Source organism: Pseudomonas sp. SST3 (assembly GCF_003325755.1).
In genome coordinates this window covers 47,332-72,495 of sequence record NZ_QORI02000010.1, presented here as the reverse complement: position 1 = coordinate 72,495, position 25,164 = coordinate 47,332, and the positions used below count along the sequence as shown (strand labels likewise).

The 25,164-nt window shown below is 59.1% G+C and carries 25 protein-coding genes and 3 tRNA genes; 12 read left to right on the top strand and 16 right to left on the bottom strand.

Annotated elements, in window-relative coordinates:
• Positions 1 to 24: 24 nt before the first annotated feature.
• Together arsH and DQ405_RS12140 are read right to left on the bottom strand one after the other, a co-directional pair.
• Entirely contained in the window at positions 25 to 756 is a 732-nt protein-coding gene (arsH, locus tag DQ405_RS12145) for an arsenical resistance protein ArsH (RefSeq protein WP_168424467.1), read from the bottom strand.
• A 17-nt stretch (positions 757 to 773) separates the two neighbouring features.
• The gene (locus DQ405_RS12140; protein WP_168424466.1) at positions 774 to 1,130 is read right to left on the bottom strand and encodes a metalloregulator ArsR/SmtB family transcription factor; all 357 of its coding nucleotides are present in this window, start codon (positions 1,128 to 1,130) and stop codon (positions 774 to 776) included.
• 202 nt (positions 1,131 to 1,332) lie between these two features.
• Here DQ405_RS12140 and arsB point away from each other — a divergent pair, with 202 nt between their 5' ends.
• Positions 1,333 to 2,436, top strand: coding sequence for an ACR3 family arsenite efflux transporter (gene arsB, locus DQ405_RS12135; RefSeq protein WP_168424465.1), 1,104 nt, complete (start codon positions 1,333 to 1,335; stop codon positions 2,434 to 2,436).
• Here arsB and DQ405_RS12130 read toward each other — a convergent pair.
• The gene (locus tag DQ405_RS12130; RefSeq protein ID WP_342030412.1) at positions 2,433 to 3,041 is read right to left on the bottom strand and encodes a hypothetical protein; all 609 of its coding nucleotides are present in this window, start codon (positions 3,039 to 3,041) and stop codon (positions 2,433 to 2,435) included. The two genes, arsB and DQ405_RS12130, sit on opposite strands and share 4 nt — an antisense overlap.
• A gap of 342 nt (positions 3,042 to 3,383) precedes the next feature.
• On the opposite strand from DQ405_RS12130, the gene gacA reads away from it, so the two are divergent.
• The 7 genes from gacA to DQ405_RS12095 all read left to right on the top strand — a co-directional run bounded on the left by gacA (position 3,384) and on the right by DQ405_RS12095 (position 7,324).
• On the top strand, positions 3,384 to 4,028 hold the full coding sequence (gacA, locus tag DQ405_RS12125) for a response regulator transcription factor GacA (protein WP_168424463.1): 645 nt from the start codon (positions 3,384 to 3,386) through the stop codon (positions 4,026 to 4,028).
• Positions 4,028 to 5,848 carry an excinuclease ABC subunit UvrC gene (gene uvrC / locus DQ405_RS12120; protein ID WP_446730878.1) on the top strand — a complete coding sequence of 607 codons (1,821 nt, stop codon included), beginning with the start codon at positions 4,028 to 4,030 and terminating at the stop codon, positions 5,846 to 5,848. Before gacA ends, uvrC begins: the two co-directional genes overlap by 1 nt.
• A 35-nt stretch (positions 5,849 to 5,883) precedes the next feature.
• A complete protein-coding gene (pgsA, locus tag DQ405_RS12115) occupies positions 5,884 to 6,441 on the top strand; it encodes a CDP-diacylglycerol--glycerol-3-phosphate 3-phosphatidyltransferase (protein WP_168424461.1) in 558 nt (185 codons plus the stop codon).
• A 70-nt stretch (positions 6,442 to 6,511) separates the two neighbouring features.
• Positions 6,512 to 6,587: transfer RNA gene (locus DQ405_RS12110), tRNA-Gly, on the top strand.
• Positions 6,588 to 6,631: 44 nt separating this feature from the next.
• Positions 6,632 to 6,705, top strand: a tRNA-Cys gene (locus tag DQ405_RS12105).
• Between the two features lie 177 nt (positions 6,706 to 6,882).
• Positions 6,883 to 7,077 (top strand): PLD nuclease N-terminal domain-containing protein, encoded by a 195-nt coding sequence (locus DQ405_RS12100; RefSeq protein ID WP_168424460.1) that lies wholly within the window; start codon positions 6,883 to 6,885, stop codon positions 7,075 to 7,077.
• A gap of 160 nt (positions 7,078 to 7,237) precedes the next feature.
• Positions 7,238 to 7,324: transfer RNA gene (locus tag DQ405_RS12095), tRNA-Leu, on the top strand.
• A 139-nt stretch (positions 7,325 to 7,463) separates the two neighbouring features.
• Here DQ405_RS12095 and DQ405_RS12090 read toward each other — a convergent pair.
• A complete protein-coding gene (locus tag DQ405_RS12090; RefSeq protein ID WP_168424459.1) occupies positions 7,464 to 8,375 on the bottom strand; it encodes a LysR substrate-binding domain-containing protein in 912 nt (303 codons plus the stop codon).
• Between the two features lie 101 nt (positions 8,376 to 8,476).
• Here DQ405_RS12090 and DQ405_RS12085 point away from each other — a divergent pair, with 101 nt between their 5' ends.
• Positions 8,477 to 9,823 carry an aspartate aminotransferase family protein gene (locus DQ405_RS12085; protein WP_168424458.1) on the top strand — a complete coding sequence of 449 codons (1,347 nt, stop codon included), beginning with the start codon at positions 8,477 to 8,479 and terminating at the stop codon, positions 9,821 to 9,823.
• Positions 9,824 to 9,956: 133 nt separating this feature from the next.
• Here DQ405_RS12085 and hglS read toward each other — a convergent pair whose 3' ends face one another.
• Positions 9,957 to 11,357, bottom strand: coding sequence for a 2-oxoadipate dioxygenase/decarboxylase HglS (gene hglS, locus DQ405_RS12080; protein ID WP_168424457.1), 1,401 nt, complete (start codon positions 11,355 to 11,357; stop codon positions 9,957 to 9,959).
• 349 nt (positions 11,358 to 11,706) lie between these two features.
• Between hglS and DQ405_RS12075 the strand changes: the two genes are divergently transcribed.
• Together DQ405_RS12075 and DQ405_RS12070 are read left to right on the top strand one after the other, a co-directional pair.
• Positions 11,707 to 11,985 carry a hypothetical protein gene (locus tag DQ405_RS12075; RefSeq protein WP_241729958.1) on the top strand — a complete coding sequence of 93 codons (279 nt, stop codon included), beginning with the start codon at positions 11,707 to 11,709 and terminating at the stop codon, positions 11,983 to 11,985.
• A 204-nt stretch (positions 11,986 to 12,189) separates the two neighbouring features.
• Complete coding sequence (locus tag DQ405_RS12070) at positions 12,190 to 12,438, top strand: hypothetical protein (RefSeq protein WP_168424456.1); 249 nt, start codon at positions 12,190 to 12,192, stop codon at positions 12,436 to 12,438.
• A 49-nt stretch (positions 12,439 to 12,487) separates the two neighbouring features.
• Here DQ405_RS12070 and DQ405_RS12065 read toward each other — a convergent pair whose 3' ends face one another.
• A complete protein-coding gene (locus tag DQ405_RS12065) occupies positions 12,488 to 12,733 on the bottom strand; it encodes a hypothetical protein (RefSeq protein WP_168424455.1) in 246 nt (81 codons plus the stop codon).
• Positions 12,734 to 12,900: 167 nt separating this feature from the next.
• Between DQ405_RS12065 and DQ405_RS12060 the strand changes: the two genes are divergently transcribed.
• Positions 12,901 to 13,653 (top strand): FadR/GntR family transcriptional regulator, encoded by a 753-nt coding sequence (locus DQ405_RS12060; RefSeq protein WP_168424570.1) that lies wholly within the window; start codon positions 12,901 to 12,903, stop codon positions 13,651 to 13,653.
• Between the two features lie 126 nt (positions 13,654 to 13,779).
• Here DQ405_RS12060 and DQ405_RS12055 read toward each other — a convergent pair whose 3' ends face one another.
• From DQ405_RS12055 to DQ405_RS12010, 10 genes are all read right to left on the bottom strand, one after another.
• Positions 13,780 to 14,688: an EamA family transporter gene (locus tag DQ405_RS12055; RefSeq protein WP_168424454.1), complete on the bottom strand. Its 909-nt coding sequence runs from the start codon at positions 14,686 to 14,688 to the stop codon at positions 13,780 to 13,782.
• A 125-nt stretch (positions 14,689 to 14,813) separates the two neighbouring features.
• The gene (locus DQ405_RS12050; protein WP_168424453.1) at positions 14,814 to 16,094 is read right to left on the bottom strand and encodes a TRAP transporter large permease; all 1,281 of its coding nucleotides are present in this window, start codon (positions 16,092 to 16,094) and stop codon (positions 14,814 to 14,816) included.
• Positions 16,095 to 16,622, bottom strand: a complete 528-nt coding sequence (locus DQ405_RS12045) for a TRAP transporter small permease (protein ID WP_168424452.1) — start codon at positions 16,620 to 16,622, stop codon at positions 16,095 to 16,097.
• Between the two features lie 67 nt (positions 16,623 to 16,689).
• Positions 16,690 to 17,664 (bottom strand): TRAP transporter substrate-binding protein, encoded by a 975-nt coding sequence (locus tag DQ405_RS12040; protein ID WP_168424451.1) that lies wholly within the window; start codon positions 17,662 to 17,664, stop codon positions 16,690 to 16,692.
• An 87-nt stretch (positions 17,665 to 17,751) separates the two neighbouring features.
• Positions 17,752 to 18,651 (bottom strand): SMP-30/gluconolactonase/LRE family protein, encoded by a 900-nt coding sequence (locus DQ405_RS12035; protein WP_168424450.1) that lies wholly within the window; start codon positions 18,649 to 18,651, stop codon positions 17,752 to 17,754.
• Positions 18,652 to 18,690: 39 nt separating this feature from the next.
• Complete coding sequence (locus tag DQ405_RS12030) at positions 18,691 to 19,515, bottom strand: NAD-dependent epimerase/dehydratase family protein (protein WP_168424449.1); 825 nt, start codon at positions 19,513 to 19,515, stop codon at positions 18,691 to 18,693.
• Between the two features lie 538 nt (positions 19,516 to 20,053).
• On the bottom strand, positions 20,054 to 21,610 hold the full coding sequence (locus tag DQ405_RS12025) for a tripartite tricarboxylate transporter permease (protein ID WP_168424448.1): 1,557 nt from the start codon (positions 21,608 to 21,610) through the stop codon (positions 20,054 to 20,056).
• Positions 21,611 to 21,620: 10 nt separating this feature from the next.
• Positions 21,621 to 22,106, bottom strand: coding sequence for a tripartite tricarboxylate transporter TctB family protein (locus tag DQ405_RS12020; RefSeq protein ID WP_168424447.1), 486 nt, complete (start codon positions 22,104 to 22,106; stop codon positions 21,621 to 21,623).
• A gap of 69 nt (positions 22,107 to 22,175) precedes the next feature.
• Positions 22,176 to 23,141 carry a tripartite tricarboxylate transporter substrate binding protein gene (locus tag DQ405_RS12015; RefSeq protein WP_168424446.1) on the bottom strand — a complete coding sequence of 322 codons (966 nt, stop codon included), beginning with the start codon at positions 23,139 to 23,141 and terminating at the stop codon, positions 22,176 to 22,178.
• A gap of 57 nt (positions 23,142 to 23,198) precedes the next feature.
• The gene (locus tag DQ405_RS12010) at positions 23,199 to 24,593 is read right to left on the bottom strand and encodes an enolase C-terminal domain-like protein (protein WP_168424445.1); all 1,395 of its coding nucleotides are present in this window, start codon (positions 24,591 to 24,593) and stop codon (positions 23,199 to 23,201) included.
• Positions 24,594 to 25,164 lie beyond the last annotated feature (571 nt).

Genomic DNA, 25,164 nt, shown 5'->3' with positions numbered 1-25,164 from the left:
AGATCTCGCTGGGTCGACGCGTTGCTAGATGGACCGCTGGTTGACGCGGCGGGACAGCGCGTCGGCTGATTCCTTGCGTTCGGAGTAGCGATCAACCAGATAGTCCTGGCGACCGCGCAGCAAGAGCGTGAACTTCATCAGCTCTTCCATGACGTCGACCAGCCGATCGTAGAAGGCCGAGGGCTTCATTCGGCCGGCATCGTCGAACTCCAGGAAGGCCTTGGGCACCGAGGACTGATTGGGGATGGTGAACATGCGCATCCAGCGACCCAGCACGCGCAGCTGATTCACAACGTTGAACGATTGCGAGCCGCCGCAGACCTGCATCACGGCTAGGGTCTTGCCCTGCGTCGGCCTGACGGCGCCGAGCGCGAGAGGGACCCAGTCGATCTGCGCCTTGAATACCGCACTCATCGAACCATGCCGTTCGGGAGAACACCAGACCTGCCCCTCGGACCAAGTCATCAGCTCCCGTAGCTCCTTCACCTTCGGATGGGTATCCGGTGCGTCATCCGGCAGCGGCAGCCCCGACGGATCGAAAATGCGCGTTTCGGCGCCAAGGCGGCGTAACAGGCGCGAGGCTTCCTCGACCAGCAGGCGGCTGAATGACCGTTCGCGGTTCGAGCCGTAGAGCAGAAGAATTCGCGGAGGATGGGACAGGTCGCCCGGATTGCCAAGCCGCTCCAGGTCGGGGAGGGCGAGCAAATCGCTGTCGATGTTCGGTACATCGGTCTGAAACAGATCACGATCGGTCATGGCAGCTCCTGGTTTGCTCAGCCACATACGGCGGTGCGTTCGGGCCGGTTGCGCATCGCTTCCAGCCGCTGGCTATTGGGGGCCAACCAGTTTTTGTTAGCGTCGAGAATGGCTTGCAGCATTTGATGTACCCAGTCGGGCAGGTGCGGGTGGAGCCGGTAATAGACCCATTGACCCTGACGGCGGTCCGCAAGCAGTCCACAGCTGCGAAGCTGCGCCAGGTGCCGCGAGACTTTGGGCTGGATCTCGCTCAAGGCGCAGGTCAGCTCGCAGACGCATAGTTCACCTTCACGGGCGATCAGCAGAGTCATCCGCGCACGGGTCTCGTCTGCCAGGCATTTGAAAACGGTAATAGGAGTCAGGTGCTCAATCATCGAGAGTCGATGCCATCGAAGCAGATACGTTTTGACGAATATATTGTTTATCAGATGTAAGGTAAAGCAGCGGGCCAAGTCAATCGATTCTCAGCCCATTTATATGTTTGTCACACCGAAGTGATAAACGCGCTGTGCTTTACGGGCAAAAACATATGGATTAGCGTATGCGGGCTTATATCTAGCGAGAATAGGATTCTGAATGTCCAGCCAATATGAGGCCGCCAAAAAGGCTGAGGGTGTGCCGCTCGGTTTCTTCGAGCGCTATCTGACACTCTGGGTATTTCTGTGCATCGTTGCCGGGACATTGCTTGGTCTCTATGCGCCAGCTGCCGCTCAGGCGATGGGCGCGCTGGAAGTCGCGCATGTGAATATTCCGGTCGGATTGCTGATCTGGGTAATGATCATCCCGATGCTCATGAAGATCGACTTCTCCTCGCTGCGTGAGGTGTATGCGCAGCGTGCCAGCATGGGCATCACGCTGTTTATCAACTGGGCGGTAAAACCGTTCACCATGGCGCTGCTTGGCTGGCTTTTCATCAAGCATATCTTCGCCCCCTGGTTACCCGCAGCTGAGCTGGATAGCTACATGGCTGGACTGATTCTGCTGGGCGCCGCGCCATGTACCGCGATGGTGTTCGTCTGGAGCAATCTCTGCAGCGGCAATGCCAATTTCACGCTCACTCAGGTGGCGCTGAACGATGTCGTGATGGTGTTCGCCTTTGCGCCGATCGTGGCGTTGCTGCTGGGCGTGTCATCCATTCCGGTGCCTTGGGACACGCTGCTGCTCTCAGTGTTGATGTATATCGTGATTCCGTTGGCCATCGCCCAGTTCATTCGCGCTCGGATGATGGTGCGTGGGGCCGCGGTATTCCAGGCGGCGCTGACTCGAAGCGCACCGTTCTCGATTGTGGCGCTGTTGGCCACGCTGGTGCTGCTGTTTTCGTTCCAGGGCGAGGCAATCATTGAACAGCCGTTGATAATCGCCATGCTGGCAGTGCCGATCCTGCTACAGACGCTATTCATTGCTGGCCTTGGTTATTGGCTGAATCGCAAATGGCAGGTGCGTCATGATGTTGCCGGCCCGTCGGCAATGATCGGCGCATCGAATTTCTTCGAGCTGGCGGTAGCAGTGGCGATCGTGCTCTATGGATTCAACTCGGGCGCGGCGCTCGCCACGGTGGTGGGTGTGTTGATCGAAGTGCCGGTCATGCTTTGGCTGGTTCGAACGGTCAATCGCAGCCGTGAGTGGTACAACATGGCACTACGGCAGGCAGGGCTGACGCCTTACGCGAGCCGCGATTAGCCGCTCTGAAAGCTGAGCAGCAGAATCGAATAACCGAGCGAACCGATCAGAAACGCGCCGAAACGGCTTTTGCGCTCCTCCGGTAGTTCCTCTTTGAGAACGTTCAGAATGATCGAGCCGCCAACGAACGCTGTCAGCGCCGAAACGGCCAGCTCGGAAACCTCGGTAGCGTTCCCCACCGCCCAACCGGCCAGCGGCATGGCCGCGAGCAGCCAGCGGCCACGTCGCCTGAACAGATCCTTGTGATCGCTCTGAAGGGCGAAGTCATTGACCAGAAAATGCAGCCCCATCGCGACACAGTAGAGTATCAGCGAGCTCAGGTTGCCATTCTCACCATGCACCAACAGATAGCCAATCAGACCGTTGTAGATGGCAAACGCCGTAATGTGCAGCCAGAACACACCCGCGTGGGACTCCTCATGTTCGGGCAGTTCGTCTCGGTGTCTTTTGATCAGGCGCTCCAGGCCATAGAAGGCGGCGAGGCCAAGCAGTGCTAGCAGATAGGCATGATGTTCGAGATAGCTGAGCAACGCGATATCGCTACCGTCCATCACCTCCTGACCACGCGCCAGCTCCGGTAGGAGATGAACGAACACGTAAGCCACTGAAACGCCTCCGGCCATCGAAAGCCAGCGGCTGCGGGGCAGACGATTGAGCCTGCGTAGACGTCCCGCGAAAAGATGGACCGTAGCTAGCGCAAGGGCTGCGACGAGGCTTGGAAACAAAGGCGACACCGGCGGTTAGAGGCTATGTTGATCAATGGGTCAGACTTGCTCTCGCGCGCTTACGTTCACAACAAAGTCCCGAACAGCGGGGCGGTTGCGTGCTGTCATATAGCCATCTTGCGATGTATGGTCTGGGTATGCCGATGGATTTTTTGATAGAGTTCGCCGCTTATGAAGCGAGCAGCCAGCCAGCTTTGAATTTGCACTGAAAGAGGTGTCTGCTTGATTAGGGTGCTGGTGGTCGATGACCACGATCTGGTACGCACAGGCATTTCCAGGATGCTCGCCGATATCGATGGCCTTCAGGTGATCGGTCAGGCGGAATCCGGCGAGGCCGCAATAAAGAAATCGCGCGAACTCAAACCGGACGTGGTGTTGATGGACGTCAAGATGCCCGGAATCGGTGGTCTCGAAGCCACCCGTAAGCTCCTGCGAAGTCATCCGGATATCAAGGTCATTGCGGTCACCATCTGCGAAGAAGACCCGTTCCCGACACGTCTGCTGCAGGCGGGTGCCGCCGGTTATCTGACCAAGGGCGCGGCGCTCGATGAGATGATTCAGGCGATCCGTATGGTATTCGCCGGACAGCGCTACATCAGCCCGCAAATTGCTCAGCAACTGGCACTGAAGTCATTCCAGCCGAAGGTCAACGGATCGCCTTTCGACTTACTGTCCGAGCGCGAAATCCAAATCGCTCTGATGATCGCCAACTGCCAGAAGGTTCAGACCATTTCCGACAAACTCTGCCTGTCACCAAAGACGGTCAACACCTATCGCTATCGCATTTACGAGAAGCTTTCGGTGACCAGTGACGTCGAGTTGGCATTGCTCGCGGTCCGGCACGGCATGGTCGACACCATCAATTGATGAGCGGCTTCGATTCGTCTGCATTCCTCGCCTCCTGCAGCGGGCGTCCCGGTGTCTACCGAATGTTCGATGCCGAGGCCAAGCTGCTTTATGTGGGCAAGGCCAAAAACCTCAAGAAGCGGTTGGCGAGCTACTTCCGTAAAACAGGGCAGGCGCCGAAAACAGCTGCGCTGGTAGCAAAGATCGCCCAGGTCGAAACCACCATCACGGCGAACGAGACCGAAGCCCTGCTGCTCGAGCAGACGTTGATCAAACAATGGCGCCCGCCGTACAACATCCTGCTGCGCGACGATAAGTCGTACCCCTACGTGTTTCTCTCGAGCGGCGACTTTCCCCGGCTCAGCATTCACCGCGGCGCAAAGAAGGAGCCGGGTCGTTATTTCGGTCCGTATCCCAGCGCGGGGGCAATCCGAGAGAGCCTGGGCCTTCTGCAAAAGGCTTTCTTCGTTCGCCAATGCGAAGACAGCTATTACCGCAATCGCACCCGGCCGTGCCTGCAATATCAGATCAAGCGCTGCAAGGCGCCATGCGTGAATCTAGTTGACCCCGAGGAATATGCCGAAGACGTCCGGCATTCGGTGATGTTCCTGGAGGGGCGTAGCAATGCCTTGGCCGAAGAACTGTCGAAGAACATGGAGAAGGCCGCGATGGCGCTTGATTTCGAGCGCGCCGCGGAGATCCGCGACCAGATCGGCATTCTGCGGCGCGTGCAGGATCAGCAGAGCATGGAAGGCGGCAGCGGCAATGTCGATATCGTCGCCGCCGTGGTGAGTCCGGGGGGCGCCTGCGTGCACCTGATCAGCGTGCGCGCAGGGCGGGTGCTCGGCAGCAAGAATTTCTTCCCGCAGGTCGCGATCGAAGAGAGCGTCAGCGACGTACTGCAGGCGTTCCTCGAGCAGTATTACCTAAGCTCCATGGAGCGGGATTTGCCGTCCGAGCTGATCGTCAATGCCGTCCATGAAGACTTTGACACCTTGATCAGCGCGATTACCGAGCTACGCGACGTCGAGCTGATCATTACGCATCGTGTTCGTGGCACCCGCGCGCGTTGGCAGCAACTGGCGCTGACCAATGCCGAACAGGCGCTGGGGGCGCGCCTGGCGAGTCGCCAGCATCTGGCCGCACGCTTCCAGTCCCTGGCTGAGGCACTGGACCTGGACGAGTTGCCGACGCGGCTGGAATGCTTCGACATCAGCCATTCCAGTGGTGAGGCCACGGTCGCGTCCTGCGTGGTGTTCGGTCCGGAAGGGCCATTAAAGTCCGATTATCGCCGCTACAACATCGAAGGCGTGACCGCAGGCGATGATTACGCGGCGATGCACCAGGCGCTTTCCCGTCGTTTCAAAAAGGCCGCCGAAGGGGAGGGCAAGCTCCCGGACATTTTGTTGGTCGACGGCGGCAAAGGGCAGCTCAACATGGCCCGTGAGGTGCTGCAGGAACTCGCCGTGCCGGAACTGATATTGCTGGGCGTGGCCAAGGGCGTCACCCGCAAGCCGGGTCTGGAAACGCTCTATCTCAACGACGCAGCGCATGAATTCACGCTGCCCGGCGATTCTCCCGCGCTCCATCTGATTCAGCAGGTGCGCGACGAGGCTCACCGCTTCGCCATCACCGGCCACCGCGCGCGACGCGGAAAAACTCGAATGACCTCTACGCTCGAGGGCGTGCCCGGCATCGGACCGAAACGCCGCCGCGAACTGCTCAAGCACTTTGGTGGTCTTCAGGAACTCTGCCGCGCAAGCCTCGACGAGATCGCCAAGGCGCCTGGCATCAGTAAAAAGCTTGCCGAGTCGATTTATGCCGCTCTGCACAGTGAGTAGAATCACACCCCTAAACTCGCAGATCAGTGGTATCGATGAACATTCCAAACATTCTCACCGTGCTGCGCGTACTGCTGATACCGATCATCATTCTGTTGTTCTACCTTCCCTTCCAATGGAGTTATCTGGCCGCCAGCGCGGTGTTCGCCATCGCCGCGATCACCGACTGGCTGGACGGGTACCTTGCCCGCAAGCTTCAGCAAAGCACGCCGTTCGGTGCTTTTCTCGATCCGGTCGCGGATAAGCTGATGGTGGCGGTGGCATTGGTATTGCTCGTTGAAGAGCATGCGAACCTTTGGTTGACCTTGCCGGCCGCGATTATCATCGGGCGGGAGATCGTGGTCTCTGCGCTGCGTGAATGGATGGCCGAACTGGGCGCTCGGGCGCAGGTGGCGGTGTCCAACCTGGGCAAGTGGAAGACGGCGGCGCAGATGGTGGCGCTCGTCATACTGTTGGCCAACCCGCCGCTTGCGACTGTCTGGGTAGGGCTTGGCTATGCCTTGCTGATTGTCGCCGCTGGGCTGACGTTGTGGTCCATGGTCAATTACCTGATGGCTGCCTGGCCCCACCTCAGCCCTACAGAAAAGAAATAAAAAACTTTTTTAATCAAGGGCTTGACGGGGCGTGCCGAAACTATAAAATGGCGCCCGTCACCAAGACGATGCGGGAATAGCTCAGTTGGTAGAGCACGACCTTGCCAAGGTCGGGGTCGCGAGTTCGAGTCTCGTTTCCCGCTCCAGTTTGTTGACGATGACGCCGCAGTATGCGGCGTCATCGTTTTGAGGCCGGTTGGCAGAGTGGTTATGCAGCGGATTGCAAATCCGTGTACGCCGGTTCGATTCCGACATCGGCCTCCATTAGTGAAGAAACCGCAAGCGCAAGCTTGCGGTTTTTTTTATGCCTGGAATTCGGCACGCAGGTCGTTCGTAGTCTCCAGGTGCCGGCTCGACGCGGCAGCCTAGATCAGGCAATGCAAAGGAACTGTAGCGAGACGTCCTGGACTCATTACGTATGAGCTGACCAAGGAGAGCTGCATGTCGGATGCAATGAATTACTTCGCCATAGCCATCACGGTAGTTGTGGTCGCGCTGGATCTGCTCGCTATCATCAGTGTGTTCAAAAGCGACCGCACGGTTGGCGCCAAGGCGCTGTGGGCAATAGGTATCGCGCTGTTTCCCGTTCTTGGTTTGCTATTCTGGCTGACCGCGGGCATACGACGCACTCAGTAGGGCATCAGGTTTAGCCAACTAGTAACGACACGCTCCCTGCTTGCCGGGCTACACGCTGCAGAGCTTCAAAACAGCGGTCACGATGCACCGTTCGGGTTGCACCTCGGCGGGTGGCTGGTTATAGTCCTGCGCCGCGATCGAGCATCGCGCTCACCGTCCCGCCCGGATGGCGAAACTGGTAGACGCAAGGGACTTAAAATCCCTCATCCGAAAGGGTATGCGGGTTCGATTCCCGCTCCGGGCACCAATAACACCTCAGTCCACGCGATCTCCGGGAAAGCCATTTTCCCGCACGATTCGAATCGTTCCGCATTCGCCCATTCCATCGCCGTGACAGCCTAGTCCATCGACCCGTATGCCTTCCATGAATACGGCGACCGCGTGGTCTAGGCGGTGTGCTGAACAGCCTCGATGAAATGCTCAAGGATCAGGTGATGGCGACGGCCCTTTCGCGTAGCCAGCGCCAGCTTGGTATCGAAGAACAGTCGCTCTGGATTCAGCGGCGCCATCAATCCCTTGTCGACCCAGTTCGCCGCGTAGTGGTCTGGCAAAAACCCGATGTAGCTGCCGGTGAGAATGAGAAATGCAATGCCTTCGCGATCGGTCGCTGACGCTGCCAGGCTGAGCTGCTGATGCAGTCCGATTGCTTCGGCAGTCATGCGATAGCTGGGTACCACCGCATCGGCGCAGCTGAGTTCATCCATGTCGACTGTCGCGGCGCGCGCGAACAATGGATGTTCCCGGCTGCAGTACAGGTTCGAGTGTTCTTCGTAGAGTAGGCTGTACTCAAGGCCGGAAAGGGGTGAAACCAGCGGGACGGCGCCGACGTGTAGGCGGCCGTCCAGCAAGCCACGCTCGATATCGCCGGGTGTGCTCATGCTGATGTTGATCCGCACGCCCGCACCCTGAGCACGGACCGCTTTGAGAGCTTGGGTAATGCGCATCTTCGGCTGCGTGACGAGGTTGTTGACGATGCCAATGTTGAGGTCGCCCCGCAGCTGTTGGTGCAGTTGGTTGACCTCACTGCGAAAGCCCTCGATGGCCGCCAGCACGGCATCACCCGCGCGTAGCACCTCGCGTCCTTCATCGGTCAGGGCAAACCCGGCCCGACCCCGTTGGCACAGACGCACGCCGAGTCGCTTCTCTAGATCGCTCATGTGCAGGCTGATGGCTGAGCGGCTTATCCCCAGAATGCTCTCGGCAGCAGAGAAGCTGCCGCATTCGACGACGGTGCGAAAGAGCCTGATGAGGCGAAGGTCGAAATCGGCGACCTGGTTAAGCGGAGCTTTCTTGCTCACACGTAAGTAAATCCATACGTTTAGTAAAGAAGATATAGATTTAACTCACCTAACGGGCAGGCACAAGCTGAGTCATGTCCAACCGACTCAGGGTTCGCGTGATGAATCAGCTTCTGCAGTGTCCTTCTACCATCGCCAAACAGCTGAAGCTGGATGCTCACTGGATGCCGTTCTCGGCTAACCGCAACTTTCATCGTGATCCACGGCTGATCGTCGGAGCCGAAGGCAGTTGGCTGATCGATGATCAGGGCAGGCGCATTTATGACAGTCTTTCCGGACTCTGGACCTGCGGCGCTGGGCACGCCCGCAGGGAAATCCAAGAGGCGGTTGCCCGCCAGCTCGGTACGCTCGATTACGCGCCGGCGTTCCAGTACGGTCATCCGCTGTCCTTCCAACTGGCGGAGAAGATCGCTGAGCTGATACCTGGAGAGCTGAACCACGTGTTTTTTACTGGGTCAGGCTCCGAGTGCGCCGATACGGCCGTGAAAATGGCCCGCGCTTATTGGCGTCTGAAGGGCCAGCCGCAGAAAACCAAACTGATCGGTCGGGCCCGCGGCTATCACGGCGTCAATATCGCTGGCACCAGCCTGGGTGGCATCGGAGGCAACCGTAAGATGTTCGGGCAGCTCATGGATGTCGATCACTTACCGCATACCTTGCAGCCAGACATGGCGTTCACAAAAGGCGCGGCCGAAACGGGCGGGGTAGAGCTGGCAAACGAACTGCTCAAACTGATCGAGCTGCATGATGCCTCTAATATCGCTGCCGTCATCGTCGAGCCGATGTCCGGTTCGGCCGGTGTTATCGTCCCGCCGCATGGTTATCTGCATCGTCTGCGTGAGATCTGCACCCAGCACAACATCCTGCTCATCTTCGATGAGGTGATCACTGCATTTGGCCGCCTGGGCAAATGGACCGGAGCCGAGTACTTCGGTGTGACACCGGACTTGATGAACGTCGCCAAGCAGATCACCAACGGCGCGATTCCAATGGGTGCGGTGATTGCCAGTCGTGAGATCTACGACACCTTCATGCATCAGCCCAGCCCCGAGCACGCCGTCGAGTTCACGCACGGTTACACCTATTCGGCTCACCCGGTCGCCTGCGCTGCCGGTTTGGCCACGTTGGAGCTGTTGAAGAAAGACAATCTCGTCGAGCAGTCCGCTGAGCTGGCCCCTCATTTCGAGAAGGTGCTGCACAGCTTGAAAGGCACCAAGCACGTTGTCGACATCCGTAACTGCGGGCTCGCTGGCGCGGTGCAGGTCGCGCCGCGTGACGGTGATGCCATCATCCGTCCTTTCGAGGCTGGCATGGCGTTGTGGGAAGCCGGCTTCTATGTCCGCTTCGGCGGCGACACCCTACAGTTCGGTCCGACCTTCAATGCCACACATGAAGATCTCGACCGCGTATTCGATGCCGTCGGCCAGGCGCTGCAGGACCTCGATTGACTCAGCGCTGTTCAAGCGCAGCTCGATCTCCCGAGCAACTCAGCGGGTACGCTCAACGTGCCCGCTGAGCGCGGCAGCTTGTCCCGGTTGAAGTATTGCGCCGTCCCTCCAGGCGACTCATTCGCCTTCGCCATCAGTGCGCATGGATGGAGCCCGGCGAGAAAAACTCCATGCAACGATCAATGGATCGGGCCTGCGACGATTCATAGAGCTTCATCTCGTCGAGCACCGGCACGCCCAGTGCGGCTTCCAGCTCCGCCTGGCTGCCGGTGCTGTTGCAGCGGGCGCTGCCATTGTCGCCCAGATTCGACTGGAAGATGCCTGCCGCGCTGACAGGCAGAAAATCCTCATAAACAAGCGGTTCGTAGCTGACATGGCCTGCGTCTATCAATGCCTGCAGGGAGCTGGCGCGTTCGACATGCCGCGCAGCGAGGCCCTGCTCGGTAGGGAGGTAACGGAAATAGGCCAGCTGTTGATGATGTAGCTCATCAAGCGAATCGGGAAATGCCTCGAATTGCTCCGCAAGCAGCGCGGCATAACGCACGGCATTGCCTTCGGACGGCGCTTCCCCTAGCTGCGCGCGGGCTGCGTTCAGCAGCTTGTCGTATAGCGCCCGGCCCTTGGGCGTCAACGCAGCTCCGCGCTGCTCGATCTCACCGAAGCGGGCCGTATGGCGTCCTTCTGGACTGTCCTGGTCAGCGAAGGCGACATGCTCTTCCAGCGCTTTAAAACTGGTCTGACGCAAGAGGATCGGGCATTGGCGTCGGGGCGGCCCCTCCACCACGGCCTTGGGGCTCATGCCGCGTGCAGCCATCTCTGCCTGAACCTTGTCGATGTCCAGCGTGCGGGGCGTCAGGTGGTTGATATGCGGCCCTTTGAACGCGACCACGTCGGCAATCAAGCGGTGTTGATCATGCAGCTTGGTGTATTCGTTGGCGGTAACAGTCGCGTGGGTGTGCCAGCGAAACGTTTCCAGCGCTTCGTTGATGAAGGACGTCGCATCGGCTTTTGTCAGCCCACCGTCACGTTCGGCCCTGGCGATCAGTTCGAGGGCGCCGGGGGTAAATATGCTTCGCTTGGCAAGTATCGACTTAGCCAGTCTTTGTAGGTCGGGGTTGTCGATCAGCTCGAGGCGCAGCAGGGAGGTGAACACCCGGAAGGGGCTGGCCTGCAGCGAATCTTCATGCACGGCGCGGAACGCAGTCGAATGCACGGGAACACCTGCAGGGCCAAGATCGTAGTAACCCACGGGTTGCATGCCCATCACTGCGAATAGCCGCCGAATGGTCGCCAGCTCTTCAACGGTGCCCACTCGGATGGCCCCATGGCGTTCCATGGAAAGTCGGTGGATCTCTCCCGTCTTGGTCATATGTTCGCGGATTGAAGGGGACGTGCGCAGCAGCTCGTTGTTGGTTTCCGCGACCAGCTCCAGCAATGCCCCGTACAAGGGCACCTCGGTCTGATACATGTCAGACATGGCACATGAGAACTGTGCGCGTATTTCATCTCGGCTGACGAAGCCAGAGTCTTGCATAGATGGATCTCCTGGGGCTCGAGTGATGATAGGGGTGCGTTGCTGGATCAGATGTGGCTCAACGGCTGACAGTCGACTCGATGCTGTCTCGCGAGTCGCCTGGCCGTTGCGCGTTTGCACGCCATGGAGGTTAGCCGTTAGCCAGCGTTGTTGGAGCCGAACTGCGGTGCGATTGTTTCATAGCGAGTTCGATCAGGTGGCAGCGGTACCGTCCTCGGTGTGATGTTGCTCGCTGAGACGGGCGAGCTACAGACCATGCGGCTGGGATGACAAGTGGCGGTCCATTGGCCTGAACGCAGACGCTTACCGATCCTCTTAACCTGTACAGAGCAACCAGTAGAGGTGAGCGATGAGCATCGAAAACGAAGATCGGCAACCGCTGGGCGAATCCCGTACTGATACGCGTGCTGACGATGAAGACGACGGTGTGCTGATTCCAGGCTCCGCACCGCCGCTGAGCCCGGGGCGCACGGATGTGAATCCGGATGACCAGGCGGGCGTCGACGAGCTGCCTGGCAACGAACCACAGGCTCCGCGTGACCGAACGCATGGCACAGCCACCGAGCGCGGGACCCCTGATATCGACCTCGACAACGCCGAGATGGACGACGCGCCTAACCCGCGCTAGCGCCAGCAACGATAGGCGTCTGCCTCGTTTTGCCGCTGTCTTGAGCCACGCTGGCGAAGAGTTAGGTGGGGATGCGTTGTATGGGAGGGGCGGACAAGGCAGCTAGCGCTCGGATCGTATTTGCACCGATGACGGTGTCATGAGTGCACGAGGAGTTTTTGTTCAACCAGCATCGAGACCAGACCGCCGATGATGAAGCCCACCATGCAATACCGCCTTATCGCCGCACTGACGACGGCTCTATTGGCCGGTTGTAGCGCAATAGAAACAGTGCCGCCTGCGGACGGTACCGATGAATATGTGTTCGCTTGTACCAAGATCGCCGGACAGCCTGGCTGCGAGACGCGCGCGAGAGAGGTCTGTCCGGAGGGTTATGAAACCCTGAGCAGCGAGGAGGATTTCGACCGCAAGGAGCTACGTATTCGCTGCTCGAGCGAAGATGGCGGGGTCTGACCGCCGAGCGACACTGTCCAGCAGCTGCTCGGCGGAAGCGATGACAGATTTACCCTTCCATGCCGAGCAACTCTTGTGCTTCTCCCAGCACTTCTAGCGATTGCTCATGGTCGCCAGCGTTGTGCAGTTCTTCACCTTCGGCACGAAGTTCTTTGACTCGGGTCAGAATCGCCGGATCGCTTGGCGGGTTCGTTTTCAGCTGCTCGTCGATTTTGGCCATGTCCATAGGACAGTGCATCGCCCATAGGGGCATGCTGATGAAGGCAGCTGCGATGGATAGGACTATGCGCCGCATGATGTCGGTCTCCTGAGGGGGTGGCTCCGTCAGTATAGGAGCCAAGGGAGAGCCGTGCCGTTTTCGGACGCAAGGTCATATCAGCCGAATATAAGCTCGCTGGATAGTTATCGTACAACCACTGGGCTATGATACGGCTTACTTCGCTTCAAGAGATCGATGTGTCTATGGAAAACCAGAGCGCTCAGCCACGCGTCCGCCGAAAGCACCGCAGTCTTGCGCAGGAACTGGTAGCGGAGCTGTCCCAGCAGATACGCGACGGCGTCATCAAGCGTGGTGACAAGCTACCTACCGAGTCGGCAATCATGCAGGCACAGGGTGTGAGCAGGACGGTGGTGCGGGAAGCGATTTCCCGGTTGCAGGCGTCCGGCCTGGTGGAAACGCGCCATGGCATCGGTACCTTCGTACTCGATACGCCCAGTACCACGGGGCTTCGCATCGATCCGGCAACCATCGGCACGCTACGTGACGTGTTATCGATTCTCGAGCTGCGGATTAGTCTTGAGGTCGAATCGGCCGGATTGGCAGCCATACGGCGGACACCGGAGCAGCTAGCGGCGATGCGGGCGTTCCTCGACTCGTTGCAGCAGAGTGCAGCGCTCTCCAGTGAAGCTGCTGTCTCGGATTTCCAGTTCCATCTGCAGATCGCCGAGGCGACCGGTAATCGCTACTTCACGGACATCATGAATCACCTGGGCACGGCAATCATCCCGCGCAGCCGGCTGAATTCGGCACGCCTGGCGCATGATGATCAACCGCACTACCAGCAGCGTCTGGGTCGTGAACACGAGCAGATCTACGACGCTATTGCTCGCCAGGACGCGGAATCAGCTCGTGCTGCGATGCGCCTGCATCTCACCAACAGCCGTGAGCGCCTCCGCCATGCACATGAGGAGGCGGAGACAGACAACGTCAGCTGACCAACTCTCCAGATCCCTATCCGCCAGTAGGCCGTCCTGACTCTACCGGGACGCTGGCAAACTTGTTTAGCAGTGAAACCCAACGAGTTGGCGCGATATGCGCCAACTCGTCATTGCTCCGCCTGCTCAGTTCTTGCGATAGGCCAGCAGGACAACGCCACCCACCACAATAAAGCCGCCCAGTATTTGCAGCGGGGCCAGTAACTGGCCAAGCACCAACCAGCCAAGCAGCATGCCGGCCACCGGCTCGATGTTCATGACCGGAGCGTTGCGCGCGATGTTTAACCGCGGCATGCAGATAAAGAGCGTAGAGAAGGCCGCTCCATACAGAAGCACTAGGCAACCCAGCGCGATCCAGCCGGCGGTTGCGCTGGGCAGGCCTAGCCCTCCCGGTATCAGGCCGCTTGTCCCGAGCAGGGCAGAGGTACCGAAAACCATAACCAGCGTCAGCATGCTGCGGACTGAACCGGCCATGCTCGACAGCTTGTGCTCAGTGATCCATAGCGCCAGCGCGAACACCGCTGCCGCGGTTAGGCCGTACAGAATGCCAGCTATCCATTGACCATCAGGCGACTCACTGCTGATCAGCCGTGTCGGGACATCGAGCACAAGCACCAGGCCGACCAGAATCAAACCCATGATCGCCGCCGCCTGGCGAGTTGGTCGTGGGCCGCCGAGTGCCCAGCTCAGCAGTGCGAGCAATATGGGTGAGAGATTCACCACCAGCAGAGCCAACGCAACGGGAATGCGCGCTACCGCCGAGTAGATGCAAAAGCTCTGGATCGCGATCAGCAGCCCAAGAAGGATCTGCCAACCCCACGTAGCAGCGCTCAAGCGCAAGGATTCGCGCCGCCAGAATACGAGTGCGACCAGAGCCAGCAATGTGACCCCGGCGCGGAAGAGCATGGCCAGCAACAGGCCGGTGTCGTGATCGAAGGCAATCCGCGCGGCGATATGGTTGGCTGCGAACGAGCAAGCCACGGTCGCGAGAACCAGTACAGCAATGTGACGTGGAAATGGTGCGGCAGTTTGCATCGGGTCAATCCTGTCCTAAGCGGCATCACTATGTTCGAGCGCCGTCTGCAACGAGCAGTGGCAGTTCGAGCCTGTGAGCAAAAACGCGCCCGGGTGGGCGCGTCGGGGTCTTGCGGAAAACGCAGTTACAGCACCAGGCTGGGCAGCCAGAGGGAGATCGCGGGAATGTAGGTTACCGCAAGCAGCACCGTGAACAGCGCAAGGTAGAAGGGCAGCAGGGCCTTGACGGTGTTCTCGATGGTGACCTTGCCGATGGCTGCTCCCACGAACAATACCGCGCCCACGGGTGGGGTGATCAGGCCGATTCCAAGATTGACCAGCATGATCATGCCGAAGTGCACCGGATCCACCCCAATCCCCATGATCACCGGCATCAGGATAGGCGTAAGGATCAGGATCAACGGCGCCATGTCCATCAGCGTGCCGAGTACCAGCAGCATCATATTGATGCACATCAGAATGACGTAGCGGTTGTCCGATAGCGTCAGGAACATCGTGGTGATCTTCGACGGGATCTGCATCAGCGTCATGATGTAGCCAAAGCTCGCGGCAAAGGCGATCAGGATCATCACGACCGACAGCGTGCGAACGGTCCGATGGAGCAGCTTGGGCAGCTCGTGCCACTTGTAGTCCCGGTAGATGCACATCGTCACGAAGAACGCCCAGACGACTGCAATCGAAGCGGATTCCGTCGCTGTGAAGATGCCTGACAGGATACCGCCGAGAATGATGACCATGGTCATCAGGCCCCAGAGTGCCTCGACACATATCTTCAGCGCCTGCTTGAGCGGGACGACTTCGCCTTTGGGGTAATTGCGCACCCGCGCGAAGATCAGACACATGGTCATCATCACTGCGCTCAACAACAGCCCTGGACCGATGCCGGCGATAAACAGAGACGAAATCGAGACGGTGCCCCCCGCTGCCAGGGAGTACAGCACCGAGTTATGGCTGGGCGGGGTCAGGAGCGCCTGGACGGAACCGCTTACCGTCACCGCCGTGGAGAACTCGCGGGGGTAGCCTTTCTTCTCCATTTCCGGAATCAGCACAGAACCCACCGAAGCGGTGTCGGCCAGTGAGGAGCCGGAAATGGCGCCGAAGAACGTGGATGCCATGATGTTGACCAGCGACAGACCACCGCGCACGAAACCGACCAGTACGGCAGCGAATGCAACCAGCCGGCGAGACATGCCGCCTTCAGCCATGATCGCCCCGGCCAGCACGAAGAACGGAATCGCCAGCAACGAGAACTTGTTGACCCCGCCAGCGACCTGAATCATCACCGCGTCGAACGGTATGTCGATCCACCAGGCGCCAATCAACGCCGATAGGCCGAGCGCATAGGCTACGGGCATACGAAGGAGGAACAGGACGGCAAAGCTGCCGAGCAGAATCAGCGCATCCATTTACACGGCCTCCTTGCTGTCTTCGACCAGCTCGTAATTGACCGCACGCCGATGGCTCTGGTCACCGAAAACGATTCGCTCGATCACGAACAGCAATGTGACGGCGCCGCCAATCGGAATTGGGGAATAGGTGATGCCAACGCGCAGCGTCGGCAGCGTGCTCATGAACTGATTCCAAGTGGCGATGCATAGCTTCACGCCCCAAATCGCCATGAACAGACAAATGATGCCCATCAGAATTTGCACAAACAGTTCGACGTGGCGGTGCAGGTGTTCGGGCAGCCGGTCGGTGAACATGGTCACCGCCATATGCGCCCCGGCTCGATAGCTAGCCGCGGCGCCCAGAAATGTGAAGATCACCATCAGCAAAATGGCCACCGGTTCAGGCCAGCCGCCCCCGGAGCCCAGCACGTAGCGCGCGAAGATCCCCCAGGGGATGATCATGGACATGACCACAATGGACACCCCCGCGACCCAAACACAGGTCTTGTAGATTGCGTCATTGACGCGCAGCAGCGTGTTTTTCATCAGACTTCACCGCAGGCGCGGGCGGCGGGTTCAGGCCCGCCGCGCCGCAAGTTTCAGAGAGAACGAATTACTGGACGGCTTCGATACGCTTGATCAGCTCGGCATAAGGCGCGCCGTACTTCTCGCGGACCGGGGCGGTGGCATCGTAGAAAGGTTTCTTGTCCACTTCGATAAAGGTGACGCCTTCTTCCTTGAGCTTGGCCTCGCTGCTGGCGGTTTTTTCGTCCCACAGCTTGCGCTCTTCGATCTGCGCTTCCTTGGCGTACTTCTTGACGATCTCTTGCTGCTCAGGGGTGAGCTTGTTCCAGGTTGCCTTGGAAATCACGATCGGCTCGGGAAGAATCAGGTGGCCGGTCAGCGAGTAGTTCTTCGCGGCCCGGAAATGGTTGTGCTCGAGCATGGTCGGCGGATTGTTCTCGGCGCCATCGACCACGCCGGTCTGCAGGGCGCTGAAGATTTCGCCGGTATTCATCGCTACACCCTGTGCGCCCATCGCGTTCAGGGTGTCGATGAACAAGGGGTTGCCCATCACGCGAATTTTCATGCCCTTGAGGTCTTCAAGGTTACGCACTGGCTCTTTGGTGTAGAGGTTGCGCACGCCGCCGTCCATCCATGCCAGGCCGACCATGTTGAATTCGGAGTTGGTGATCTTGTCGAGGATCTCCTGGCCGATCTCGCCATCAATGACCTTGCGCATGTGCTCATGATCTCGGAACACGAACGGCATGTTGAAGGCGTTGACATCGGGGACGACCGGGCCGAGCGTGCCCAGACTGACGCGAGTCATCTGGACGGCACCGAGCTGCACTTGTTCGACGACTTCTTTCTCGGAGCCGAGTACACCACCCGAGAACATGCGGAACTTCAGCTCGCCGTCGGTGGCTTCTTCGATTTTCTTGCCCATGTTTTCCTGAGCGACGACGGTCGGGTAACCGGCCGGGTGAACCTCGGCGATCTTCAGGGTCATGGCTGCATGAGCCGTGCTGGATAGGCAGAAGGCGAGGGGAAGCGCGGCGATAAGCAACTTGCGTTTGAAGTTCATGTGGATCTCCATCTTGTTGTTGTTGGTATGCAGCGTTGCGAGCGTCAAGGGCGGGCAACTGCGAGCCTGTCCTTGGTGGGTGAAGCGTTAGCGGAAGAAGGGTTCCTCCAGTCCTGCAACGCCGGGTTGCAGGACAAACACGCCGCCGGCCAGTGGCTGATCGGATAGATCCCCACCTGGGCGAATGGATGTGACGAAAAGCGTATCCAGGCCCGGCCCACCGAATGCGCACATGGCGGGCTTTTTCACGGGGACCTCGAGGGAGCGGTCGAGACGGCCGTCTGGCGTGAAGCGATGAATCAGGCCGGCGTCGTTGCCGCAGATCCAGTAGCAGCCGTCGACGTCCACCGCGGCGCCATCGGGACGGCCGGGATGCTGGTTCATATCGACGAACAGACGGCGGTTGTGAGGGGTGCCGCTGTCGATGTCGTAGTCGAACGCCCAGATGCATTGCACGCTGGGATGCGAGTCGGAGAGGTACATGGTCCGGCCGTCCGGACTGAAGCCCAGCCCGTTGGGAACGATGAGATCATCCAGACGCACGCTCAGCGGACCGCTGTTGGTGTCGCCGTCGAGTCGATACAACGCACCGGCCGGAATGCCCGCAGCCATGTCCATCACCATCGTGCCGGCCCAGAAGCGCCCCTGGCGGTCGCAGCGGCCGTCATTGAAGCGCATGTTGTCATGGCTATGTCGAACGTCGGCAAGACGTGTCGAGGAGAGCGTGCCGTCATCCTGAGGAGCGATATCGAAGATCCCATCCTCCATCGCGGCGACCCAGCTATTGCCGGCATCGTCGCGCGGAGCGACACAGGCAACCATCTGATCGCCGGTCCAGCGGGTTACCTTCGCGTCCGCCGACCGCCAGCGTAGCAACTGGCGGTTGGGAATATCGACCCAGTACAGCGCTTGCTCATGCGCAACCCAAACCGGGCTCTCTCCGGTTGCGTTCTGCGCGTCGACTATCAATTCTGCGTGGTTTGCCATGGCGATTCTCTTGTTGTTGTTCGCGGCGTGGCGGAAGGATCACTCGTCGAATGGGCCTGCTTCGCAGAACGCGCCGCCCTGGTAGATCGCAGCCGGATCGTTGGCTGCATAGGGTGGCTGAGCTTCGACTTTGCTGCGGAATACCTCGGAGCTGTCCTTGGGCTCGAAGCCTAGGTGCGCCGCCATGTGGTTGTCCCACCAGACGTCACGGTTCGCCGACGCACCGTAGACCACCGTGTGGCCGACATTTGCCGTGAACAACGAACGCTCGATCAGATCGGTCAGGTCGCGATAGCTGAGCCAGGTGGCCATCATTCGACGGTTGAGCGGCTCGGGAAAGGACGAGCCGATGCGGATGCTGACGGTCTCGATGCCATATCGATCGAAGTAGAAACTCGCCATGTCTTCGCCATAGGATTTGGACAGGCCGTAGTAGCTGTCCGGGCGCCGGGCGACACTGGCGTCGATCTTTTCGGTCTGCTTGTAGAAGCCGATCACATGGTTGGAGCTGGCGAAGATAACGCGCTTGATGCCGTGTTGGCGTGCGGCTTCGTAGATGTGAAATACACCGCGGATGTTCGCTTCGAGGATTTCTTCGAAGGGCCGCTCGACTGACACGCCGCCAAAGTGTGCAATGGCATCAACGCCTTCGCAGAGTGCATGTACGGCAGCTTTGTCTGAGAGGTCGCAGGGCACGACTTCTTCATGTGGTCCGGCGGCGGGGTCCATCGGGGCGATGTCGGAAAGGCGAAGAATGTTGGCGTAAGGGCGAAGCGTTTCGCGTAATACCTTACCCAATCCCCCTGCCGCGCCTGTCAGCAGGAGGCGATTGAAGGGTGTGGGACTGATCGTCGTGCTTGTCATAGTAGGTCTGCCCGTCGCTTATTGTTCTTGATGTCATCGGTTGTCATATGACTGGGCTCGATTATTTGCGCCAGCCAGAGAGTTGTCAACCCGCTGACCCAAATCTCCGATCGTCAATGATCATGCCGGAAATCTATTCTTTGCCGCTTGCGCGGCCTTTCAAAAACGGCCACACCCTTGTTCTTACAAGTAGTTCCCTGAACCTCAGCCGCCACGCTAGTCGCCCACGCAAGGCTTGCACATACCACTAAAGTCGAGGGGCTCCTGCACGCAATGGGCACTGATTTAGGGTTCGGCTACTTCTTGACGTTGTATGACGACGTCGCAAGCGCTGCGGAGCGAGTTATAGCGGGGCTAAACGAGCCTGAAGGTGCCTTTGGCGTCCTGCTTGCGGTGATCGACGACGCGCGTCAGTGCTGGATACCGTGTAGAGGGTAGGGGGAGAGGAGCCCCAAAAGATATCGCCGCAGAAGAAAAACGAAACCCCGCCAAGGCTAAGCGGGGCTCGCTGCGTGTGGCCGCGGTGAAGTACGGCGCTTTACCCATCGACACCCGTTTTGGCGGGCGTCGTGCGTTCAGGCGCCTGCAGCGTGGCCACCGCACCCTTACGTCCGCGTAGTGCGCTAAATAGATGCCAAAGCACGGACAGCAGGGCCAGCGCCAGAAAGGCTGCCGAGATCGGGTTGGCGAGGAAACCCATGAAACTGCCATCAGACAACATCAATCCGCGACGTAGATTGGTTTCGGCCATCGGCCCCAGGATGAAACCGATGATGAATGGCGCGGCCGGCATTCCACCTTTGACGAACCCATAGCCGATCAGACCGAACAGCAGAATGGTCCATACATCGAACAGGCGACTGCTCAGGCCAAACGCACCCACCACACACAACACCAGGATGATCGGTAGAAGAATGTGCTTGGGCACCGCCAACAGCTTGATGAACATCCGTAATCCATAAAACTCCAGAACCAGCATCAGCACCGAAGCCAGGATCAGCGCGGCGAAGATGGTGTAGACCAGCGCACCCTGGCTGATGAACAACAGCGGTCCGGGCTGAATCCCATGGATCATGAAGCCGCCAAGCAGGATCGCGGTAACGGTGTCGCCAGGAATGCCGAGCGTCATCAGCGGAATCATGGCGCTACCGATGCCGGCGTTGTTGGCAGTTTCGCTGGCAACAACGCCCTCGACCGCTCCCTTACCGAACTGTTCGGGATGCTTGGAGCGCTTCTTGGCGATGATGTAGGACACGATGTTCGAGGTGCCGGCACCTATCCCGGGCAGAATGCCGATCCCAATCCCGATCAGCGCCGAGCGGAACGCGTTGGGGATCTGCCCGAAGAACTCCTTCAGTGAAAAGCCGAAACCCTTGACGTTCTTCATGCTCACCGAGGCAATTTGAGTCTTGTGCGCAGAGCGGCCGGTTTCGGCGATCTTGATGACCTCTGCCACCGCGAACATGCCGATCATCACCGTCAACATGGCGAAGCCGCCGTTCAGGTTGGGGGAGTCGAAGGTGAAGCGGCGAATCGCATCGACAGGCGCGATGCCGACAGTGGAAAAGGCAAACCCCAAGGTGCCCGCATAGATGCCCTTGAGCAGAGACCCGGTCGACAGCGTGGCGATCAGCGTCAGCGAGAAGATTGCGATGGCGAAGTATTCATGAGGGCCGAAGCGCAAGGCGACCTTCGCCAGCGAGGGGGCAATGGATAACAGGGCGACGATACTGAAAATGGTGCCTAGGAAAGAGAACACCACACCCACCCCGAGAGCCTTCATGCCCTCGCCCTTGTCCATCATCGGCCCGCCATCGAAGGTGGTGGCGATGGAGGCGGGGGTTCCTGGGATCTTCAGCAGAATTGCCGATATCAAGCCGCCTGATGTGGCGCCGATGAATAGCGCAACCAGCAGCGACAGACCGGCGGCGGGCCCCATCGCGTAGGTCAATGGCAGGCACAGGGCGATGGCCATGGTCGCGGAAAGTCCTGGAACCGCACCGAAGACGATACCGACAGCGACGCCGAGCGTGATCAGGATAAATATGTAGGGGGAGAAGACGGCGCCGAAGCCGGCCTGGAGAAGTTCGAACATGTTCCGTCTCCTAGAATTTCAGAAAGCCAGTCGGGAGCATCAGATCGAAGCCCTGGCGGAAGGTGACGAAAATGACTGCCGATGCCACGACCGAAATCACGATATAGGCGAGGTGGTTGATCTTTTGTTCACGTGGCGTGATCACGATGAACTGCGCATACAGATAAAGCACCGTCATGATCGGGAAGCCGACCTTTTGTAGCAGTGCGACGTAGACGGCAATCAGCCCCAGCGTTTTGAAAACGGTGGGGTAGTCAGGTTTTTTCTCGGAGGGCTCGTTTTCTGCATCAGGATCGGCCGCGAGCTGTGTCGCCTTCGTCGCAGTGAGCAGTTGTAATGCGCCCAGCAGGCACAGCCCGACGGATAAAACGTAGGGTACGGTCGAAGCGTCGATAAAGCCTTTTCGCGGAAGATTAATAGTCAGGAACAGGTAGAACAGGCCGGCACCCAGCATCAGGGCTCCGACGAGTAACTCCTTTCTCTTATAGGTATCCATGGGGCGGATCTCGTCTGGAAGGGAAGGCTGCCGGGCGCGATTGCGCCCGGCATGACGTTGCGGTGTCTATTAGCGCTGGCGCAGCTCATCCTTGTATTGCATGAACTCATCGCGGGTCTTCTGCAGGCGCTCGATGGAGGGCTCGGTGGCGAAGTAGCTCACTGGTTGCTTGAAGGTTTTGCGCAGTTCCTCGGAGTACTCCGGCATCTCGGTGATCTGCTTCACGATGCCAGCCATCTTTTCGATGATCGCCGGATCGGTGCCGTCCGGGAACGCCACGATGTACGGCTTCTCCATGACGAAATCGACGCCTTGTTCCTTGAACGTCGGCACGTCGCCAAGCAGCGGGTTGCGCTCTTCGTTGGGTTGGCCCAGAGCAACCATTTCACCGCTGGTCACGTAGTCCTGTACCGATCCGTAGCTGATCGCGGCTAGATCAATACGGTTGCCCAGCAAAGCGACGACTTTTTCCGACACCGTGCCGGCATCGACCATCTTCAGCTTGGTGTCGGTCAGGCCTTCAAACATCAGGCCCTGCAGGTGCGAATAGCTGCCCATCTCGGTGCCATAGGTAACGCTGCTGGGTTCAGCCTTGGATTTTGAAATCAGGTCTTCCAGCGATTTCAGGCCCGAGCTTTTCGACGCGACAAACACAGTGCCCTTGTCGACACCCGCGATGCAGCAAATATCGAAGGCATCCAGGCTGTCTTCGGTCAGGCCAGCCACCTCGTTGACGATCATCTGCCCGGTATGGGTGAAAAGGATGGTGTTGCCATCCGGATCGGCCTGCTTGACCTGCTCGGCAGCCAAGGTGCCGCCGCCACCGGCAACGTTGGTAATGACCATCGCTTCGCCAGTGATCTTGGTGAAGTACTTGGCCATGGTGCGTGCATTGAAGTCGGTGTCGCCGCCGGCATTAGCAATGACCACGACCTGTACCGGACGAGTGGGCCACTCGGTTTCGGCGGCATAGGCACCGCTGACGGCGGTTGCCAATACGGCGGAAACAAGGGAGGCGCTGATAGCTTTTTTCATTGTGGGTCTCTCCGATGGTTGGGTTGCGGCGCTTTGTTTGTCTTGTTTTTTTGGAGGTTACTGACGCCCCAGGCTTGGTTGCTTGGGATCGTATTTCCAGCCAGGCACCAGGTACTGCATGGCCATGGCATCGTCACGGACACCAGTGGCGACTTTGTTGTAGAGCTCGTGCGCGGCCATGATCCGGTCCATGTCCGGTTCGATACCCAGGCCCGGTTTGTCTGGCACTTGAACCTCACCGCCAGCGATCTGCAGCGGTTCGCAAGTCAGGCGCTCTTGGCCTTCCTGCCAGATCCAGTGGGTGTCGATCGCCGTGATGTTGCCGGGCGCAGCTGCAGCGGCATGGGTAAACATCGCCAGCGATACGTCGAAGTGATTATTGGAATGCGAGCCCCAGGTCAGGCTGAACTGCTCGCACATCTGAGCCAGCCTCACCGAGCCCTGCATGGTCCAGAAATGAGGGTCAGCCAGCGGAATGTCGACCGCTTCGAGACGCAGCGAATGCCCCATCTGCCGCCAGTCAGTGGCGACCATGTTGGTCGCGGTGGGAATGCCGGTGGCACGCTTGAATTCGGCCATGATCTCGCGGCCCGAGTAGCCGTTTTCCGGACCGCAGGGATCTTCGGCGTAGGACAGGATGTGCCCCTGGCCCTTGCACAGCCTGATGGCCTCGTCCAGTGACCAGGCTCCGTTGGGGTCCAGGGTTACGCGGGAGTCTGGGAAGCGCGCCTTGATGCCAGCGATTGCCTGCATTTCTTGGTCGCCTCGCATGACGCCTCCCTTGAGCTTGAAGTCTTTAAAGCCGTAGCGCGCCGTCGCCGCCTCGGCCAGCCGCACAATCGACTCCGGGGTTATCGCCTGCTGGTGGCGCAGGTGATACCAGTCATCCGCCGACCCGGTACCAGCGAGGTAGGGCAGGTCAGTGCGGGTGCGATCACCTATATAGAAAAGGTATGCCAGCATCGGCACGCTGTTGCGCTGCTGACCGCTGCCGAGCAGTTCCGCGACCGGCACGTCAAGGTGCTGGCCGAGCAGATCGAGGAGAGCGGCTTCAACCGCGGTAATGACATTGTCCAGTCGCAGGTTGATCTCGTGCGGCTGCTGCAATACGGCGGCCTCTGCGTCTGAGGTCACCTGATGCTGTGTAGTCTGCGGGCCGCGGGCAGAACCGCCAGCGATGGCGTGACGCAACGCATTCAGCACCCGGTTGTAGCGGCCGATTGGCTGCCCGATGACCAGTCCCTTGGTGCGCTCAAGGGCCTGGCGGATGCCTTCACCACCCGGAACCTCGCCCATACCGGTGCGGCCGGCGCTGTCCTTGAGGATCACTAGATTTCGCGTGAAGTACGGGGCATGGGCACCACACAGGTTCAACAGCATGCTGTCGTAACCTGCTACCGGAATGACCTGCATCTCGGTTACCGCCGGGGTCACCATCTTTGCGTCTAGCATCTGCTGTGTAGCTCCTGCTTATTGTTGTAGGAGAGGATTAATCGTGAATGATTTGCCAGGCGCGTCCTTCGTGTTATGCGCGTGCCTGAATGTTCGAAAGAGCGAGGCAGCCGGCGGCGATGGGCGACCGACTCCTCCTGGCAGTGAATGCGTAATGTGGTAGGTGGTGGCGTGTCGCTGTGGCACGCGTGGCCACGGTACATACTCGCCAGGTGCGATGCGCCTGCTGCAAATAGTGGTTCGGCGCAGAGGAGGGCGGCTGTGACAACGCGCGAGACGATGCGGAGAAGTTCATGGCTTTTGAGCTCTACTTGTATCTGTCATACGTTGTCATATGACTTGGTGATTTTTTAGCAGTGCCACGAAAGGATGTCAAACGATTGAAACATCGTGATCGGCTCATTCCTGCTTGACGGCCTACACCGGGGTTTCGCTGACGCCTCCAGCTTGTGCGGTTGCGATATTTTCGGACAACCGAACCGATGCCTGTGCTCGTGAGTGGTCAACTATCAACGGAAGCCGCTCGCGATAGCTAGCGGGAAAATCTTCAACAAACAGGTGGCGCCTCTTG